Annotated in this window: 17 protein-coding genes and 1 other RNA gene; 11 read left to right on the forward strand and 7 right to left on the reverse strand. The window is 62.8% G+C overall.

The features are described 5' to 3' along the window. The first annotated feature begins 9 nt into the window (after nucleotides 1-9). Entirely contained in the window at nucleotides 10-456 is a 447-nt protein-coding gene (gene msrB, locus V3388_RS01895; protein ID WP_336365823.1) for a peptide-methionine (R)-S-oxide reductase MsrB, read from the forward strand. Further along, nucleotides 456-1,220 carry a lysophospholipid acyltransferase family protein gene (locus V3388_RS01900; RefSeq protein ID WP_336365824.1) on the forward strand — a complete coding sequence of 255 codons (765 nt, stop codon included), beginning with the start codon at nucleotides 456-458 and terminating at the stop codon, nucleotides 1,218-1,220. The genes msrB and V3388_RS01900 overlap by 1 nt, the downstream gene beginning before the upstream one ends. 10 nt (nucleotides 1,221-1,230) lie before the next feature. On the opposite strand, the gene V3388_RS01905 is transcribed toward V3388_RS01900, so the two are convergent. Then, nucleotides 1,231-2,220: a calcium/sodium antiporter gene (locus tag V3388_RS01905; protein ID WP_336365825.1), complete on the reverse strand. Its 990-nt coding sequence runs from the start codon at nucleotides 2,218-2,220 to the stop codon at nucleotides 1,231-1,233. Between the two features lie 10 nt (nucleotides 2,221-2,230). After that, the gene (nhaD, locus tag V3388_RS01910) at nucleotides 2,231-3,481 is read right to left on the reverse strand and encodes a sodium:proton antiporter NhaD (protein WP_336365826.1); all 1,251 of its coding nucleotides are present in this window, start codon (nucleotides 3,479-3,481) and stop codon (nucleotides 2,231-2,233) included. Nucleotides 3,482-3,801: 320 nt separating this feature from the next. Between nhaD and mqo the strand changes: the two genes are divergently transcribed. The 5 genes from mqo (at nucleotide 3,802) to V3388_RS01935 (ending at nucleotide 11,366) form a co-directional block, all read left to right on the forward strand. Continuing rightward, nucleotides 3,802-5,286: a malate dehydrogenase (quinone) gene (gene mqo, locus V3388_RS01915; RefSeq protein WP_336365827.1), complete on the forward strand. Its 1,485-nt coding sequence runs from the start codon at nucleotides 3,802-3,804 to the stop codon at nucleotides 5,284-5,286. 142 nt (nucleotides 5,287-5,428) lie between these two features. Continuing rightward, on the forward strand, nucleotides 5,429-6,661 hold the full coding sequence (locus V3388_RS01920; protein WP_442915598.1) for an ATP-grasp domain-containing protein: 1,233 nt from the start codon (nucleotides 5,429-5,431) through the stop codon (nucleotides 6,659-6,661). 69 nt (nucleotides 6,662-6,730) lie between these two features. Then, nucleotides 6,731-8,755 (forward strand): hypothetical protein, encoded by a 2,025-nt coding sequence (locus V3388_RS01925; RefSeq protein ID WP_336365829.1) that lies wholly within the window; start codon nucleotides 6,731-6,733, stop codon nucleotides 8,753-8,755. Nucleotides 8,756-8,785: 30 nt separating this feature from the next. Beyond that, the gene (locus tag V3388_RS01930) at nucleotides 8,786-10,456 is read left to right on the forward strand and encodes an acetolactate synthase large subunit (protein WP_336365830.1); all 1,671 of its coding nucleotides are present in this window, start codon (nucleotides 8,786-8,788) and stop codon (nucleotides 10,454-10,456) included. A 40-nt stretch (nucleotides 10,457-10,496) separates the two neighbouring features. Next, nucleotides 10,497-11,366: a hypothetical protein gene (locus V3388_RS01935; protein WP_336365831.1), complete on the forward strand. Its 870-nt coding sequence runs from the start codon at nucleotides 10,497-10,499 to the stop codon at nucleotides 11,364-11,366. Here the strand turns inward: V3388_RS01935 and V3388_RS01940 are convergent. The 4 genes from V3388_RS01940 to smpB all read right to left on the reverse strand — a co-directional run bounded on the left by V3388_RS01940 (nucleotide 11,363) and on the right by smpB (nucleotide 14,125). Next, nucleotides 11,363-12,253 carry a chemotaxis protein gene (locus V3388_RS01940; RefSeq protein ID WP_336365832.1) on the reverse strand — a complete coding sequence of 297 codons (891 nt, stop codon included), beginning with the start codon at nucleotides 12,251-12,253 and terminating at the stop codon, nucleotides 11,363-11,365. The genes V3388_RS01935 and V3388_RS01940 overlap by 4 nt on opposite strands. A 160-nt stretch (nucleotides 12,254-12,413) precedes the next feature. Further along, complete coding sequence (locus tag V3388_RS01945) at nucleotides 12,414-13,010, reverse strand: exopolysaccharide biosynthesis protein (protein ID WP_336365833.1); 597 nt, start codon at nucleotides 13,008-13,010, stop codon at nucleotides 12,414-12,416. 168 nt (nucleotides 13,011-13,178) lie between these two features. Then, nucleotides 13,179-13,544: a transfer-messenger RNA gene (gene ssrA, locus V3388_RS01950) on the reverse strand. Between the two features lie 101 nt (nucleotides 13,545-13,645). After that, nucleotides 13,646-14,125 carry an SsrA-binding protein SmpB gene (smpB, locus tag V3388_RS01955; RefSeq protein ID WP_336365834.1) on the reverse strand — a complete coding sequence of 160 codons (480 nt, stop codon included), beginning with the start codon at nucleotides 14,123-14,125 and terminating at the stop codon, nucleotides 13,646-13,648. A gap of 192 nt (nucleotides 14,126-14,317) precedes the next feature. Between smpB and V3388_RS01960 the strand changes: the two genes are divergently transcribed. The 3 genes from V3388_RS01960 to V3388_RS01970 are packed head-to-tail and all read left to right on the forward strand — an operon-like array spanning nucleotide 14,318 to nucleotide 16,646. Continuing rightward, nucleotides 14,318-15,805, forward strand: a complete 1,488-nt coding sequence (locus V3388_RS01960; RefSeq protein ID WP_336365835.1) for a sodium-dependent transporter — start codon at nucleotides 14,318-14,320, stop codon at nucleotides 15,803-15,805. A gap of 32 nt (nucleotides 15,806-15,837) precedes the next feature. Next, a complete protein-coding gene (locus V3388_RS01965; RefSeq protein WP_336365836.1) occupies nucleotides 15,838-16,284 on the forward strand; it encodes a type II toxin-antitoxin system RatA family toxin in 447 nt (148 codons plus the stop codon). Between the two features lie 47 nt (nucleotides 16,285-16,331). Beyond that, on the forward strand, nucleotides 16,332-16,646 hold the full coding sequence (locus tag V3388_RS01970; protein ID WP_336365837.1) for an RnfH family protein: 315 nt from the start codon (nucleotides 16,332-16,334) through the stop codon (nucleotides 16,644-16,646). Here V3388_RS01970 and V3388_RS01975 read toward each other — a convergent pair. Further along, complete coding sequence (locus V3388_RS01975) at nucleotides 16,640-16,978, reverse strand: outer membrane protein assembly factor BamE (RefSeq protein ID WP_336365838.1); 339 nt, start codon at nucleotides 16,976-16,978, stop codon at nucleotides 16,640-16,642. The two genes, V3388_RS01970 and V3388_RS01975, sit on opposite strands and share 7 nt — an antisense overlap. Nucleotides 16,979-17,098: 120 nt before the next feature. Here V3388_RS01975 and fur point away from each other — a divergent pair, with 120 nt between their 5' ends. Further along, entirely contained in the window at nucleotides 17,099-17,512 is a 414-nt protein-coding gene (fur, locus tag V3388_RS01980; RefSeq protein ID WP_336365839.1) for a ferric iron uptake transcriptional regulator, read from the forward strand. Nucleotides 17,513-17,573 lie beyond the last annotated feature (61 nt).

The following is a 17,573-nucleotide window of genomic DNA, read 5'->3' on the forward strand; positions in this document are numbered from 1 at the left end:
GAGGCTGCTATGACCCAATCCGCATCCGGTTACGACCTGACCCCGCTGACGCCCGCGCAGATTGACGAGCGTGCCGCCGGGCTGACCGACGAAGAGCGCAGTGTCCTGCTGGACCACGGCACCGAGCGTCCGTTCTGCGGCACCCTGCTGGACAACAAGAAAATGGGCGCTTACCACTGCCGCCTGTGCGATCTGCCGCTGTTCAGTTCCAACGCCAAGTTTGATTCCGGCACTGGCTGGCCGAGCTTTTTCCAGCCGTTTGATCCGGAGCACATCCGTTACCTGGAGGACAACAGCCTGGGCATGACCCGCACCGAAATCCGCTGCCCCCGCTGCGACAGCCACCTGGGACACGTGTTCCAGGACGGCCCGCCTCCCACCGGCAAGCGTTACTGCCTGAACTCCATCGCCATGGTGTTTGTGGAGGACGGCGAGGCAGGGGCGGACAAGGCCTGATGATCCGGCTGAAACTCAACCCCCTGACGGAGTCCGCTACCCTGCTGCGCCGCGCCGGGGTGGTTCTGGGGTCGGTCGGGCTCACCGCCCTGTACAGCGCGCTGATCCTGCTGCGGGCGCTGTTTGGCCGGCTTAACCGGGGCATTGTAGACAAGTACTGCCGGGAATGGTCGGCCGCGCTGCTGCGGCTGGTGCGGGCCAATCTGACGGTGCGCGGGGCAGTGCCGGATTTCGGCGATGGCCGGCGGTACATTGTGCTGTGCACCCACGCCAGTCATTACGACATCCCGGTGAGTTTCGTGTCCCTGCCAGGTTCGATCCGCATGCTGGCGAAGCGGGAGCTGTTCAAGATCCCATTGCTGGGGCAGGCCATGCGGGCCGGGGAGTTCCCTTCCATCGATCGGTCCAACCGCGCCCAGGCGGTGAAGGATCTGGCCCGGGCCCGGGCGATGATGGAAAGCGGTATTGTGCTGTGGGCTGCGCCCGAGGGCACCCGCTCGGGTGATGGCAAGCTGCTGCCGTTCAAGAAAGGCTGTTTTCACTTGGCTCTGGATACGGAAGCGGTGATTGTGCCCGTAGCCATCCGCGGCATCCATCAGGTGCTGCCGGCGCGAACCTGGCAGATCAATCTGGGTCAGCCGGTCGATGTGCGGGTGGGTGAGCCCCTGGAGACCGCCGGCAAATCCAAGGAGGACCTGCCGGAGGTGATGGCGGAAGTGCGCCGTCGCCTGGAGACGCTGCTGGGCAACGGCGAAGCCGAGTAACGCGGGCGCGTCAGAGCGCGCCTGCGCTGGCGGACACCACGGTGCTCATCAGATAGCCCGTATACCCCACGTACACCAGCATCAGTAAGGCGCCGTCCCGCCGGCTGATGACCTTGCGTTTGCCGGTGAGGCCGATGGCCATCAGCAGCAGGCCCAGGGTCAGCGCCAGCATCAGCATCCAGTCCCGGTAGAGCACTTCCGGATCCACCGCCATGGGCTCAATGGTGGCCGCCAGACCCACCACCGCGAGGGTGTTGAAGATCCCGGAGCCGAGGATGTTGCCCAGGATCAGGTCGTGCTCGTTCTTCTTCACCGCCGCCAGGGCTGAGGCCAGCTCCGGCAGGGAAGTGCCGATGGCGACGATGGTCAGGCCGATGACCAGATCGCTCACCCCCAGGCTCTGGGCAATGGTGACGGCCCCCCAGACCAGCATTCGGGAACTGAGGACCAGCAGCACCAGGCCAATCACCAGCCACAGGATGGCGGTTTTAAGGGGCATGGGCTCAGCGCTCAGTTCGGCGTCCGCCTCGGTGCCCAGGCTGTCGCCCTTGCCCCGGATGCCTTGCACAATCGACCAGCCCATCACCCCCGCAAACACCACCAGCAGGACAACGCCGTCCAGCCGGGACAGCCGTCCGTCGATGAGTTGGGCGCCGGCGATCAGCGAGAGCACCACCAGCAGCGGCAGCTCCTTGCGGATCACCTGGGAGTGCACGGCAATCGGCGCGATCAGGGCGGTGAGGCCCACGATCAGCGCGATGTTGGTGATGTTGGAGCCGTAGGCGTTGCCCAGGGCGAGGCCCGGGTTGCCGTCAGCGGCGGCCATGGCCGAGACCGCCAGCTCCGGCGCGGACGTGCCGAAGCCGATGATCACCATGCCGATCAGCAGGGTGGGCATGCCCAGGTGCCGGGCCGTGGCGGCGGCGCCGTCCACGAATTTGTCGGCGCTCCAGACCAGGAGCACCAGCCCGGCGATGACGGAACCAATCGCAAGTAGCATAAGCCTGCCTTTAGTGAACGAATTGGCCGACGAAGTAGACGCCGGTGTAGCCGATGGTGTAGGCCGCGAACAGGTGCAGCAGATAACGGGCATAGGCGCCGAAAGTCAGGCCGTTGATCTTGCTCATGGCGACGATGCCGGCGGCAGAGCCCACAATCAGCAGTGACCCCCCCACGCCCACCGCATAGGTCAGCCCCATCCACTCGCCGGGGGTCATGGTGATACCGGCCTTGAGCAGGGCCGCGGTCAGCGGCACGTTATCGATGACGGACGAGAACATGCCCATCAGGAAGTTGGCGTACAGCGGCGGCAGCACGTCGTAGACGGTCACCAGGGAATCGAGGGCGTGGATTTCTTTGAGCATGCCCACCAGCAGCAGGATGCCGAGGAAGAACAGCAGGGTGTCGAACTCGATAACGCGGATGTATTCGATGATCGGATCGATCTCCGCGTCGTCACTGAGGAAGCGGGAGACCAGGAACATCACCGACATGCCGAACAGGAACGTGAGCACCGGGGGGACCGAGAACACCGCGTTGCCAATAATCGTGGCGACGATGGTGGTCAGGAACAGCACGGAAATGATGACGTCCACGCGCCGGACCGGGTTGCGGTTGGACCGCAGCGTAACCCGCCCGTTCAGGCCCCGGGACAGGAACAGCGCCAGAATGAAGACGGTGATGGCGGAGGGCACGGCCAGGGTCAGCAGGGTGGTGATTTCAACCTTGTCGGCCAGGAAGATCATCAGGGTGGTGACGTCGCCGGTGATCAGCGACACGCCGCCGGAGTTCACCGCAAACACCACCAGGGTGCTGAACTGGATGCGTTTTTTCAGTTCAAGATCGAGGGACAGAATCAGGGAGCAGGAGACCAGCGTGGCGGTGATGTTGTCCGCCAGGGACGAGAACACAAAGCAGAACAGACCGGTGAGGAACAGCAGTTTGCGCTCGCTGACCTGTTTGGGCATGATCGTGTAAATGATGTTTTCAATGATGCCTTTCTTGTTCAGGTAGGCGACAAACGTCATCGCCGCCACCAGGAACAGCCACAGGCTGGCAATTTCCGTGATGCTCTCGGAAAGACCATGGTCGATGGTTTGGGTTTCCGCCGGGTCCCCGCTGAACAGAAACAGCAGCATCCAGCTCAGCGTTCCGAAAAATAATGTGACCTTGGCCTTGTTGACGTGGATCACTTCCTCGAAAATGACGCCCAAAAGCGCCATAACAGCAAAGACAATCAGTAACACATCCAAAGCAGACATGAGCGTTCCCGAACCGGTGGCATGAACCAGGCCCGAACGGACCTGTGACAAGATACGAGGGCAGATTGTAGACTTTTGGCCCCGCACGGACCACTGCCCGTTTGGCGCACCCGGGCGTTCTGACCGGCTGAAGCCGGCCCGGTTCGCAAACGATGACATTCGCAATTTATTCTTTTGGCGAAAATCGGGATAATTGCGGGCAAATTTCGACAGGAAGCGCACGGCAACGTCCTGCATCCGACGCCTGGCCGGCTTCCGACAGACCCCTCTGCTGATCGTGGATGGGTATAAAGGCTCAACACTAGCTAGGGTATAGACCAATGGCCGTTAGACAGGCAGACGTAGTGCTGGTCGGCGGTGGCGTCATGAGCGCCACCCTCGGCATGATGCTCAGGCAACTCGATCCGTCCCTGGACATCGTCATGGTGGAGCGTCTTGACCACGTTGCCCATGAAAGCACCGACGGATGGAACAACGCCGGCACCGGGCACGCCGGTTACTGTGAACTGAACTACACCCCGGAAACGGGCGATGGCGATGTGGCCATCGATCGGGCCCTGACCATCAACGCCCAGTTCGAAATCTCCCTGCAGTTCTGGTCCTACCTGGTCGAGCAGGGCATCCTCCCCGAGCCAAAAGGCTTTATCAACCGCACCCCGCACCAGAGCTTTGTCTGGGGTGAGGAGAATGTGGCCTTCCTCAAGCGCCGCCATGAGCGCCTGAGCGCCCACCACCTGTTCCGGGAGATGGAGTTTACTGAGTCCCCGGAGGAGCTGGCGGAGTGGATGCCGCTGGTGGTCAAACACCGCGATCCGATGGAGCGGGTGGCCGCCACCCGCATCCGCCACGGGTCCGACGTCGATTTCGGCTCCCTGACCCGCCATATGGTGTCCTGGCTGGAGTCCCAGCCCAACTTTGAGCTGATGGTCAGTAGCCCGGTCATCTCCCTCGACCAGCGGGAAAACGGTCGCTGGAAAGTGCGGGTAAAGAACCAGAACACCGGCGATATCACCAAGATTGAAACCGGTTTTGTGTTCCTGGGGGCCGGCGGCGGCGCGCTGCCACTGCTGCAGAAGTCCCACATCCGCGAAGCCCGGGGCTACGGCGGCTTCCCGGTCAGTGGCCAGTGGCTGGTGTGCAAGAAGCCGGAGGTTGTCCAGCAGCATCATGCCAAGGTTTACGGCAAGGCCCCCATTGGCGCGCCGCCCATGTCCGTGCCGCACCTGGATACCCGCATCATCAATGGCGAGCCGGCCCTGCTGTTTGGCCCGTTTGCCGGCTTCACCACCCGCTTCCTGAAGCAGGGATCGGTGTTTGATCTGTTCGGCTCCGTGCGCGCCAACAATCTGCGCCCGATGTTGTCTGTCAGTCGCCACAACATGGATTTGACCCGTTACCTGATCGGCGAGGTGTTCCAGTCCCACAGCGACCGGGTGGCTTCCCTGCGCAACTTCTTCCCGGACGCCCGTGAAGAGGACTGGACCCTGCAGATTGCCGGCCAGCGGGTGCAGATCATCAAGCAGGCGCCGGACGGCAGTGGCAAGCTGGAGTTCGGTACCGAGATCGTCGCCTCCGGCGACGGCTCACTGGCCGCGCTGCTGGGGGCCTCTCCGGGGGCTTCCACCGCCGCCAACGCCATGCTCGATGTGCTCGAGCGCTGCTTTGCAGATCGCCTCAAGAGCGACGAGTGGCAGTCCCGCATCCGCGACATGGTGCCGTCCTACGGCCGGTCGCTGGTAGACGACGAGGCGCTGCTGAACGACGTGCGGGCACGGACCCTGTCCACCCTGAAATTGAAGCCTTAGTCCAAAACGATCTAAAAAGCCGTAATTACCAGCGGGCGCGGACCTTTAGGGCCGCGCCCGCTGCCGTTTCCGGGGCTGTGGCGGTTGCGCCGGTCGCGTAATGGGTTCACCGTGGGGAGACACCCTGACGAGGAGAACCCCTGTGAACCAACAGACTGTTGATCCCGATAAAGGGTACATTGCGCTCCTTGGCTGGAGCCTGAACGCGATAGAAGCCGCCGACACCTTTGACCGGCGCTACGTCGTGGTCGCCCCGGACTGGGCGGAACCCTACTGTACCGAGCACGGCATTCCCTATCTTCCCTGGAACTTCGAGCGGCTGAACGATCGCTCCTTTGAGATCGGCCAGACCCTCAAGAAGATGGGCGTCGATGTGGCCATCCCGCTGTTTGAGGAAACCGTGGAATGGGCCGGTGCCATCAATTCCATTCTCATGGACAACCCGCGCCTGCTGGGCCAGTCCATGCTGCTGCGGGACAAGTCCCTGATGAAGCGCCGGGCCCAGCTTGGCGGTATCCGCGTGGGCATCTTTGAGGAGGCCCACGACCGGGATGACGTGATCCGCTTCCTCAAGCGGGTGAACCAGACGTTGCTGAAACTGGATGGCGACCCCAACGATCCCATTCACCTCAAAGCGTTCGATAAAGCAGGCTGCCTGGGGCATCGGGTCATCCGCACGCCAGATGAGGTGGACACCATTCCGGACGAGGAATTCCCGGTGCTGATGGAATCCCACCTGGACGGATGGGAGTTTGCCGTTGAAGCCTGGATTCACGACGGCAAGATCCGCTTTCTGAACATCTCCGAGTACGTCACCCTCGGCTACTCCGTGTTTGTGCCCGCCACCCCGGACCTCGAGCGCTATCGCGCCGATATCACGGCGGAAATCGAAAAGCTGATCCGCACCTTCGATATCCAGTTTGGCTTTGTGCACCCGGAATACTTCGTGACCAGTGACGGCACCATGTACTTCGGCGAAGTGGCCTATCGCCCGCCTGGCTTCAAAGTGTTCGAGCTGCTGGAGCGCGTCTATGGCTTCAACGCCTATCAGGGCATGATCCTGGCGTTCGATCCGAAGACCACTGAGGAGGAGATTACGGCCTTCTTCCCCCGGGAAGTGGTGGACGCGACGGCCCACGCCGGTTGCTTCGGGGTGTATCCGCGGCGCCGGGTGGTCAGCCGGCTGGAAATTCCGGATGAGACGGAAAACCACCCCTACTTCGAGTCCCACGAGCTGACGCCGCCGATGGAGGAGACGGTCACCAAACGGTCTGCGTTTGGTACCCACTGGGGGCTGGTCTATTTCTCCGGTGATGATCCCTATGTCCTGAGGGATCTGCTGAAGCGGCAGGAGACCCTGGATTTCTATGTATAATCAGCCCGTGTAACCGGACCATCGCACCACACCACAGGCGGGCACGCTGCGCCATATAAGGGGGCCAGATTGAGTGGTCAGCAGGGACAGGACAATGCGGTCACGGCAGACGTCGGGGCGCTGCTGAAGAAACTGGATGACGGAATCGAGGCGCTGGCGACCAGCCGCCCGTTCGCCAAAGCCGCCAAGCTTCCCCGGGTGTTTGACCTGGTACGGCGCACGTTGCTTCAGCCCGCCGGCTTTGATGCCGTCAGCGCCCGGGTGCAACGACTGGAGCAGGCGGGGTTTTTCGAGGGGACGGACTGGGCCGAACCCGGCCTGCTGTTACCCTCGCTTACCCCCCACGCGCTCAAGAGCACGCTGGCGGATACCGTGGTCATCGAGGCGGTCAGTCAACTGCGGCTGCTGGCGGTGGCCCAGGGCAACTACCCGCACCCGAAAGTCTCCGCCGAGCAGGCGCACCACTATCTGACTCAGGTGCTGGCGATCAATCTCGGCCTGCTGTTTGGCAACGGCGGCGAGGCGGAACGGGAGCAGGGCAAGCTGGCCCGGATCAGCCAGGGGCTGGTGCAGTATGTGGCCAGCCACATCGGCTACGAGGATGTGATCGACAGCCTGATCGAGGAGATCTGGCGCATCCTGGAGCAACGGCCGATTCAGGTCAGCCACGTCAGCCGCATGATCACGGAAATCGCCATCTGCCGGGATGACCCGAACGTGGATCTGGGCACCGCAGGCCGTGGTGCGGACCGGCTTATTTCCAGCCTGTACGGGCCCACCCGGGCCTGCGCCGAAGATCCGGGCGTGGCCGTGTATGGCCAGCGCCTGGATGCCATGGACCTGACCGCGCTACAGAATGAAGCCCGCGGCTTTGCCCGCTCCATGCACGATACCGGCCTTGTTTCCCCCTATCACGCCACCTTTGTGCGGTTTATCGCCCGGGAGCAGGACGCGCTGCTGGCGGAGGCGCTGGGTCTGTCCAGTACCGGCCGGGATTGCCTGCTGTGCTATCAGGAGCTGGTGCTGGCGCTGATCGACCACATGATGTTTTCGGAAACCGCCCAAGGCCTCTACGGCCTGGCTTTGATGCTTGAGCGGGGCATTCTGTACCAGCCACCGGTGGCACCGGCGCTGTGGCGGCAGGTGCGGTTGCCTCTGTGTCAGGCGGCCTCCGAGCGCCTGTCGCTGGCCTATGGTACCGCGACGTCGCCCTCCGCGAGGCTGCTCCAGGGCGTGGTCAGCCTGCTGGGCCAGCCCCTGGGCGTAGGGCAGGGCAACAACCCCACGTGCCAGTCCGCCCGGGCACTGTCGATCTGGGCCTACAACGATCCGGATTACCTGCTTCAGATGATTGCCTGGGCGGCCCGGGATAACGAAATCATCATGCACTTTGAGGGTCGGCCCATCTCCTCCGCCGCCAGCGCCGGGGGGCTTGCCGCCGAGGTGACGCTGGACCTGGACCCGGTCTCGCTGGTGGTGGTGCCCCACCTCGACCGCATATACGTCGAGATGGGGCGGCAGTGCGCCGACCGGGCCGGCGATCCGCACCAGTGGGTGAACCCGGAATTCCACGGCTGGTCCGCCGGCCGGGGCTTTGCCATCAACGTGGACGTCGCGACCGGCTGCCTGGATGACCTTGAGGGTTTCGTTCGCCATTTCTACTCCAGCTACCATCCTTACCACAACGGCAACCAGCCGCTGATTCACCCGCAGCCGGCGGGCATTGCCGTGACGGACAGTGCCGCGCGGTTCATCGGCTGGCACGCGATCACCATCCTGCGGGCCGGACTGGATCAGGAAGGCGAGATGCGCCTGTACTTCTTCAATCCGAACAACGACAGCGGCCAGGATTGGGGCAACGGTGTAAAGGTAAGCACCGCGGGCAATGGCGAGCGGTTTGGCGAATCGTCGCTGCCATTTGAGCAATTTGTCACGCGGCTGTATATCTTTCACTATGACCCGCTGGAACGCGGCGAGCCGGCGGATCTGGACGACGAGGAACTCCAGCGGGTCATTCACGGCGTATACGACAGCTGGGGACGTGATCGCCTGCCCGCCCAGACCTTGCAGGCGAGCACGCCGCACACCGACTGAACCGCACATCGAGCGATCAAGAGGACACCTATGGCCAACGACCAACAGCCCGCCCGTAACGGGGCCGAGCTTTTTATCCGGGCGCTTGAGAACGAAGGCGTCAAGTACATCTTCGCGGTGCCCGGGGAGGAAAACCTGGCGTTTCTTGAGGCGCTGCGGGAGTCCAGCATCCAGCTAATCCTGAACCGGCACGAGCAGGCCGCGGGCTTCATGGCCGCCACCTACGGCCGGCTGACCGGGCAGGTGGGCGTGTGTCTGTCTACCCTTGGGCCCGGTGCCACCAACCTGGTCACCGCCGCCGCCTACGCCCAGCTCGGGGCCATGCCCATGATGATGATATCCGGGCAGAAGCCGATCAAATCCTCCAAGCAGGGGCTGTTCCAGATTCTGGATGTGGTCGATCTGATGCGGCCGCTGACCAAGTTTACCCGGCAGATCAGCAACGCCAACACCATTCCCGCCAAGGTGCGCGAAGCCTTCCGGCGGGCCTCGGAAGAGCGTCCGGGCGCGGTGCACCTGGAGTTGCCGGAAGACATTGCCGACGAAACCCCGGACACCGACAGCCACATCTTCCAGCCCAGTGACGCGCGCCGGCCCACCGCCAGCCGCAAGAGCCTGGAGACGGCCTGCGAGATGATGCGTGACGCCAAGCACCCGCTGATCATGATTGGCGCCGGTGCCAACCGGAAACGGGTGTCCCAGGCGCTGATTCACCTGGTTAACGCCACCAACATTCCCTTCTTCACCACCCAGATGGGCAAGGGCGTGGTGGACGAGCGCCATCCGCGGTACCTGGGCAATGCCGCGCTCTCCGCCGGGGACTTCGTGCATTGTGCCATCGAGCACGCGGACCTGGTGATCAACGTTGGCCACGATGTGGTGGAGAAACCGCCGTTCTTCATGCACCCGGGCGGCAAGAAAGTGATCCACATAAACTTCTCCGGCGCCGATGTGGACCCGGTGTACTTCCCCCAGCACGAAGTGGTGGGCGACATCGCCAACAGCGTGGAATACCTGGCCGAGCACTGCGGCCAGTGCGACAACCACGATTTCACCCGGTTCATGGAGGTGAAATCCGCGGTGGACGCGCACATGCTGGAGCGGGCTAACGACGACCGGTTTCCGGTGATTCCCCAGCGCATCGTTCATGACGTGCGGGGCGTGATGCCAGATGACGGCATCATTGCCCTCGACAACGGCATGTACAAGCTCTGGTTTGCCCGCAACTACCCGGCCTACGACAACAACACGGTACTGCTGGACAACGCCCTCGCCTCCATGGGGGCTGGCCTGCCCAGTGCCATGATGGCGTCCATGCTGTATCCGGACCAGAAAGTGATGGCCATCTGCGGCGACGGCGGTTTCATGATGAACAGCCAGGAGCTGGAGACCGCCGTCCGCCTGGGCCTGAACCTCGTGGTGCTGATCATCAACGACAGCGCCTACGGCATGATCAGGTGGAAGCAGGGCCAGGAGGGTTACCCGGACTTCGGTCTGAACTACCGGAACCCGGATTTCGTGAAGTATGCGGAGTGTTACGGCGCCACCGGCCACCGGGTGACCCGCGCCGCCGACCTCAAGCCGATTCTCGATCAGGCTCTGGCCGCGGGTGGCGTGCACCTGGTGGACGTGCCGGTGGACTACAGCGAAAACCACCGGGTATTCGACAAGGAACTGGCAGAACTGACCTGCAAACTCTAGCGCGTTAACATGGAATATTGATGGTAAAAAGGTATACGCGATGAGAGTGATCAGAGTCCCGTTTCTGGCGTGTCTGGCTGTGGCGTTGTTGCTGGCGGGCTGCAGCCGGCCGGAAACGCCCCAGGAAGTGGCCGCGGCGTTCTGGCAGGCCATGGCCGATAACGATGCCGATGATGTGGTGGCGTACTCCACGTTGACCGACGACTCCGGGTTCGACGGCTTCAAGCGCGACTGGGCCGGTGTGGCGCCGTCCTTCGGCCGGGTCGTCATAGACGGGCCGGAAGCGACGGTGGTCACCCGCCTGCCGGTGGCCGGCCAGCCCGATGCAGAGCGCCAGGAACGGATGACCTATCTGGTCAAGGGGGCGGAGGGCTGGCAGGTTGACTACGAGCGGACCGGTGAGGCCATTCTCAACCCGTCGCCGTTCCAGGGGCTGATGGGCGAGCTGAACCGGTTGGGGGATCGCATTGCCCGCAACTTCTCGCAGTCTTCGGACAATGTTGAGGCGAGAATGGATCAACTCGCGCAGGACCTGCAGACCTATTCCGACGATCTCCGGGATCGGGCGCAGGACGCCATGGAGGCCTTCGCGGAGCGCTTGCAGGACGCCATGAAATCCCTGGAAGACTCCCTGAATGATGCGCTCCAGGACAACCAGCAGGCTCCTCAGGGAGACCGAGCCGTTCTGCAACAGGCGGCGCGGAACCTTGATACTCGCGCGGAGGCGCTGGACGAACCCACGGCCGAGCATCTGGCGGAGGCCAGCCGCGCGGTGGCTGACGCCGGTAACCGCCTGGCCTCCCTGAGCGGCGAGACCTGGCGTGAGTACCAGCCCCAATGGGAATCCGCCCTGACGGCGATCCGGGCGGATACCCGGCGGTTTTTTGAACGCCTGGGGCAGGAGCGCTAGCGGCTGGACTGCTCCGCGCCCCGGAGCATGGCGTGCAGCAGTTCGTCCGCGTCGAACTTGGTCAGCGCCTCGTTGGCGCCCACCTGGTTCGCGTAGCTCAGGCTCATCTCACTGTTCAGTGAGGTGTGCAGGATAATGTAGGGCTGCTTCAGCGAGCGATTGTCCCGAATGTTGAACGCCAGCTCGTAGCCGTCCAGCCCCGGCATCTCGATGTCGCTCACCAGAATGTCCACCGGATGCCCGAGCTCCTCCTCCCGGATCAGGGTCTGGAAGGCCTGATCGCCGTTGCTGGTGACGTGATAGGTGATGCCCTTACTGTCCAGGACGTCGCACAGCTGCTTCCGGGCCACCTGGGAATCGTCCACCAGCAAGATGTTCTGGGCCCGCAGGGTTTCCTGCTGCAGATCACTCAGGTGGCTGTCCTGGGCCACCAGCGTTTCCGGGTACACCCGCGCCAGCAGCAGCTCCACGTCCAGCAGCTGGATAATATCGCCGTCCAGGTCCAGCAGACCGGTGACAAACGCGTTCTGCCCGAGCGCCTTGGGTGGCGGCAAAACCTTGCGCCAGTTTACCTCTACGATCTGCTGCACGTTGCGCACCAGAAAACCGATCTCCTGGCGCTGGATGTCGGTGATGATCACCGACGCCTGGGCGCGTTCCTCTTTCGGCAGAGGCGGATAGCCCACGGCCGCGGCCATATCGATCACCGGTACCGCCGCACCCCGGAAGGTGGCCGTGCCGATCACCGCCGGGTGACTGTGGGGCAGCTTCGTCAGCTTCGGGAACGGCAGGATTTCACGGATTTTCAACGTGCCCAGGCCGAACAGCCGCGAGCCGGCCAGTCGGAACAGCAGGAGTTTTTGGGACTGTTTGGTGGTGCCTGACATCGCAGTGGGGTCCTTCAAACGGAATCGTGCGCCGAAAACGGCCATCGGCCAGCAACCGTGCGAAATGGGCTGGCCCGGAAACGGGTGACGTGTAGCAATAGTAGCAGGTAACCCCGGCGCCGGGCGGCGCGGGTTTGTATCAAAGCGTGACCGATGCCGGCTAGCCCAGCAGCGCCGAGCCGATGAACCAGAAGGTGCCCACGGTAAACGCTGACGCCAGCACTGCCAGCACACCGTCCCGGGCAATGATCGCCAGCCCGAACGCCATCAGCGACAGCCCACCGCCGTTGGCGCTGAACGGCACCACCTCCATGGCCGGCATCGCACCCGCCACCGACATGCACTCCAGCGCCATCAGGTACTGCCCCGGCCCCCGGGTGAGCCACACCAGCCGCGGCCGCGTGTAGCGATCCATCCAGGCCGTCGGCTTCTCCAGCCACTCCAGCCCCCGCATCAACTTGCGCCGGCTCACCCGGCGGCCTGCCAGCGTCGCCGGCAGCCAGATCGAGTGCCGCTGGAACAGCAATTGACCCAGGGTCAGCAGCACGATCAGCCCCATGATCGTCGGCACGCCCGGGATGTCCCCGATCAGCGGCGCCACCACGATCAACCCGGCCACAAACACCACTGGCCCGAACGACCGCTCACCCACCGCCTGGAACAGGTCCGCCACGGACACCCGCTCCTGATGCTCGGTGGCCGTGCGCAGGCGATCGAACAGCTGCTCAAGGTTTTCCGGATCGTTGGGTTGGTTCATGGGCGTGTCTGGTTGGAGTGTAACGAACAGCGTAAGGGATTTGGGGGTGGGGTGCATGGCGGGGAGGTGACGGGTGGGTAAGGGACCGGGTTCAGGCGTTTTGGGGCAAATCTTCAGAACGCTGAAACGAAAAAAGCCCCGGCGAACCGGGGCATTTTTCTGGGAGTTTGGTGGAGACGGCGGGAATTGAACCCGCGTCCGCCAGTACTCAGCCTTGAGATCTACATGCTTAGTGTCCTTCTATTGATTTAACCTCAAGCGACCCGAAGGTCAGGGTGCAAGAGGCGATCTCTTTAATCTTAGCCGAACATCAGTGAGCTCTGATGAACGGAGCAGCCTATAAGCGATGACGTTCTGGGATGGTGCTACTGAGTTATAGGCGCCTCAGCCAGAACGACTGGAACGGCTTACGCCGCCAGTGCGTAGTTTTCGTCGTTTGCGACTATTTTAAAGCAGCTTTGGATTTACGAGATTCGCTGCCATCTCGACATGCACCCAAGGGTTCGCCACCAGCGTCGAAGCCATGTCGTCCCCTTACATCAAAGTATATGTGGGCGGAGCCGGCTACTTCAAGGCCGGTGGCGTGGAAATGTACTTATGGTGCCGGCCGTCGCGGTGGCCGGACTGCTGGCTGGCTACTGGTTGGCTTCCCGCATGATGCGCTGCTTCTGGCGGTTCCAGTCGCGTTCCTTCTCGGTGGCGCGCTTGTCGAACTCCTTCTTGCCCTTGGCCAGGGCAATCTCGCACTTCACCTTGTTCTTTTTCCAGTACAGCGCCAGCGGGATACAGGTGTGGCCCGCCTGGTTCACCTTGCCGAGGATCTTGGCAATCTCTTTCTTGTGCAGCAGCAGCTTGCGGGTTCGGGTCGGGTCCGCGATCACGTGGGTAGAGGCGGTGGACAGGGGCGTAATGTGGGCGCCCAGCAGCCAGGCTTCGCCGTTCTTGAGCAGCACGTAGGCGTCCACCAGTTGGGCCTTGCCGGCGCGCAGGGATTTCACTTCCCAGCCAAGCAGGGCCAGGCCCGCCTCGAAGCGATCCTCGATGGCGTACTCGTGTTTCGCCTTTTTGTTCAGGGCGATGGTGCTGCTGGGGGTTCCGGGTTTTTTCTTGCTCATGAATCAGGGATCCGGAGTCGGACGTTCAATGGTGAAGGGCCGCGCGGCGGGTGACGGGCGCGCCGGCAAAACGGGCATTGTAGCCCAGGAGTGCCGGACCGGTCACGAATTCGCCGGTGGTAAGACAGGCGCAGGGGTGCGGGCTTGTGCCTATGGGCTACAATGTCAGGCCAGTTTCGTCCGGGATGCCGCATGCTGACGCCGTACCACACTTCTATTGGGTCGTTTACCAGAAAATCCACCTTTTTCTGGGCCGCTGTTGGCGCCACGGTGGGCCTGTCGAACCTGTGGCAGTTTCCTTACCTGGCCAGCCTACACGGCGGCGCCGCGTTTCTGGTGGTGTACCTGGTGTGCCTGTTGGTGATCACGCTCCCCCTGATGGTCGCTGAGAGCGGCCTGGGCCGGCAGAGCCGTCATGGTCTGGTGCTGGCGCTGGACGGGCTGATCCGCCGGGCGGGCTGTTCCCGGGGCTGGATGTATGTGGGTCGGTTGGCGATCGTGGCGGCGTTTCTGGTGTTGTCCTATTCGGCGGTGTTCGGGGCCATTGCCGTGGCCTACGTGTTTCAGGGCGCCATTGGCCGCCTTTCGGGCGTGGATGAGGCCGGCGCCGGCCGTGTCCTGGCCGCCCTGGTGGCGGACCCGGGCAACTACCGCGTTTTTGTCGCGTGGCATGCGTTCTTTTTGTTTCTGGTGGTCGGCGTGTCCATGCAGGGCGTGGTCAAGGGGCTGGAGCGGGCGGTTCGCACGCTCGTTCCGGGTTTATTGCTTCTGCTTCTGGCGCTGTTTGCCCTGGCGGCTGTGCGGGGGCACCTGTCCGAATCCGTCGGGCGGCTGTTGGGGTGGCGCCTGGAGGATCTGGATTGGACCGGAGTTCGCGCGGCGCTGTTTCAGGCGGTGTTCACACTCGGTCTCGGGATGGGGGTATGGACAATACTGGGCGCCTACAGCACGGCCCATACCCGCTTCAAACGGTCGCTGATTGCGGTGGTTCTGGTGGATGCGCTGGTGGCGGTGCTGGCCGGATTGATGATGTACGCCATGGCGCCCGCAGACCCCACCTACGGCGGTCGGGGTTTCGAGCTGCTGTTCATTACCTTGCCGGTCAGCCTGGGTCAGTTTCCCTACAGCCAGTTTCTGATGGCGGTGACCTTCCTCATGGTGGTGCTGGTGGTGTGGACCTCCTCGCTTGCCCTGATGGAGCCGGTGGTTGGCTGGTTCCGGGAATGGACCGGTGCACCCCGTGGGCTGTCTGCCCTGCTGGTGGGCGTCCTGGCCTGGGTGGCGGGGCTGGCGTCGCTGTTATCATTCAACCTCTGGTCCGACTACCGCTGGGCCGGCGCGACGGCGTTCCGCTGGCTCGAGTTCGTGACGGCCGGGATTATCATTCCTCTGGTGGCCTCGCTGCTGGCGTTCTTTATTGGTCGGCGGCTTTACCGGCATATGGCGATTGAGCTGACCGGTGAGACGCCGGCACCGGTGGCGCGTATCTGGTATTACCTGCTGCGTACGGTGCTGCCCCTCCTGGTGGCGGTGGTCGGCGTGCTGTATCTGGAGTACGCCATGTCCGGGTTGTGCACGGCGGGTGGGAGCAGCCCCTGGTGCGAACAACGTCAGCCGGCGGTGGCGCAGGTGCGGGAAAATGCCCCGAATGGCGGCGACTTCCTTTATCATAGGGGCTGACAGAATCCGTTAACGCAGGACCCTCGGAGCCCATGGCCCATCAGATCGATAAAAGCGCGCTGGTGATGCATTCCGTTGAACGTATGTTTCACCTCGTCAACGACGTTGCCCGTTACCCCGAATTCCTTCCCTGGTGCGCGGGTGCCGAAGTACTGGAACAGGACGGTGAACAGATTACGGCGTCCCTGGAAATCGCCAAGGGCGGCGTGCGCCACCGGCTGACGACCCGCAACCGTCTGAACAACCCGGAAGGGATTGAAATGAACCTGGTGGACGGGCCGTTCCGGAATCTGAAGGGGCAGTGGCATTTCAAGGCGTTGAGCGACAGTGCCTGCAAGGTGATCCTGAGCCTGGAATTCGAGTTTTCCGGGTCCCTGTCCCGGATGGCGTTTGGTACCGTGTTTAGCCAGGCCGCCAACACCATGGTGGATGCCTTCTGCCGTCGCGCGGATGATGTGTATCAGGGCGTGCCGGGGTGACCCGTGGCGGTTCTTCTGCAGGGCGCGGCCCTGAGGGGACTTCGGCCATGGGCGTGACGGCCGGGATTGATATCGAAGTCGCCTATGCGCGGCCGGATCGCCAGGAGATCCTGTCGCTGACGGTGCCGGAGGGCACCACGGCGCTGGAGGCGGCGCGCCGGTCCGGCATTGTCGACCGTTTTCCGGAGATTGATCTGGACCAGAGCGATATGGGCATCTTCAGCCGGGTGCTGAAAGACCCGGCAGCGGAAGTTTTGCGGGCTGGAGATCGCGTGGAAATATACCGCCCGCTCAACATCGATCCGAAGCAGGCGCGGCTGAATCGTGCCCGGGGCGGCGCCCCGCTGAGTCGTCGTCAGTAGGCTGGCGTGTCGTCCATCAGTTGGGCTTCATAGCTGGCGAACTGGTCACCATCGTAATACACGATGATGCGCTGCTCCTTGATCTCGCCGCCGCTGCGCTGGAACGTGTAGGTGTAGTACTCCCGGGACGGGTCTACCGGGTTGATCAGCAGTGGCGTGCCGAGCAGGGCGTGAACCTGGCTTCGGGGCATGCCCTCCTTCAGGGAGGTCAGCTCCTCGTCGGTCACGATATTGCCCTGCTGAACGTTGATTTTGTAGACACCCGGGAAGATGCAGCCAGACAGCAGAAAGGCCAGCAGGAAGGCGAGTGGGAGCGTTGGGAGCTTTTGCATCACCGGGGGAAATCCTCTATCTTGAATTCGCCTGCCGAGGGCAGGCATGAGACGGTTAGACCCTGATATTGCGGCCCACTATACCGAAGCCGCGAGGCACACCAAAGAGCGAATAGTAACATGTCATCTGAAAACGCCGAATTACGAAAAGTCGGGCTCAAGGTTACCTTGCCACGGGTAAAGATCTTCAACATTCTGGAGAATGCCAACGAGCATCACCTGAGTGCGGAAGACGTTTACAAGAAGCTCCTTGAGCAGGGCGATGACGTGGGTCTGGCAACCGTCTACCGGGTGCTGACCCAGTTTGAAGCCGCCGGCCTGGTGCTTCGGCACAATTTTGAGGGCGGTCACGCGGTCTTTGAGATGGCCGGCGACGACCACCACGATCATATGGTGTGTACCCAGACCGGTGAAGTGGTGGAGTTTGTTGATGAGGTCATCGAGGAGCGTCAGCGCAAGATTGCCGAAGAACACGGTTTTGAACTGGTGGACCACAGCCTGATTCTGTACGTGAAACCTGCCAACAAGGGCTGACTGCCGTCCCGCTCTGGCGGCCCGGTTTGCCCGGAGCCGCCGCCCCTCCTGAAGTGTCTAC

It is taken from the genome of Marinobacter sp. C2H3 (assembly GCF_037080155.1).
GTDB lineage: Bacteria > Pseudomonadota > Gammaproteobacteria > Pseudomonadales > Oleiphilaceae > Marinobacter.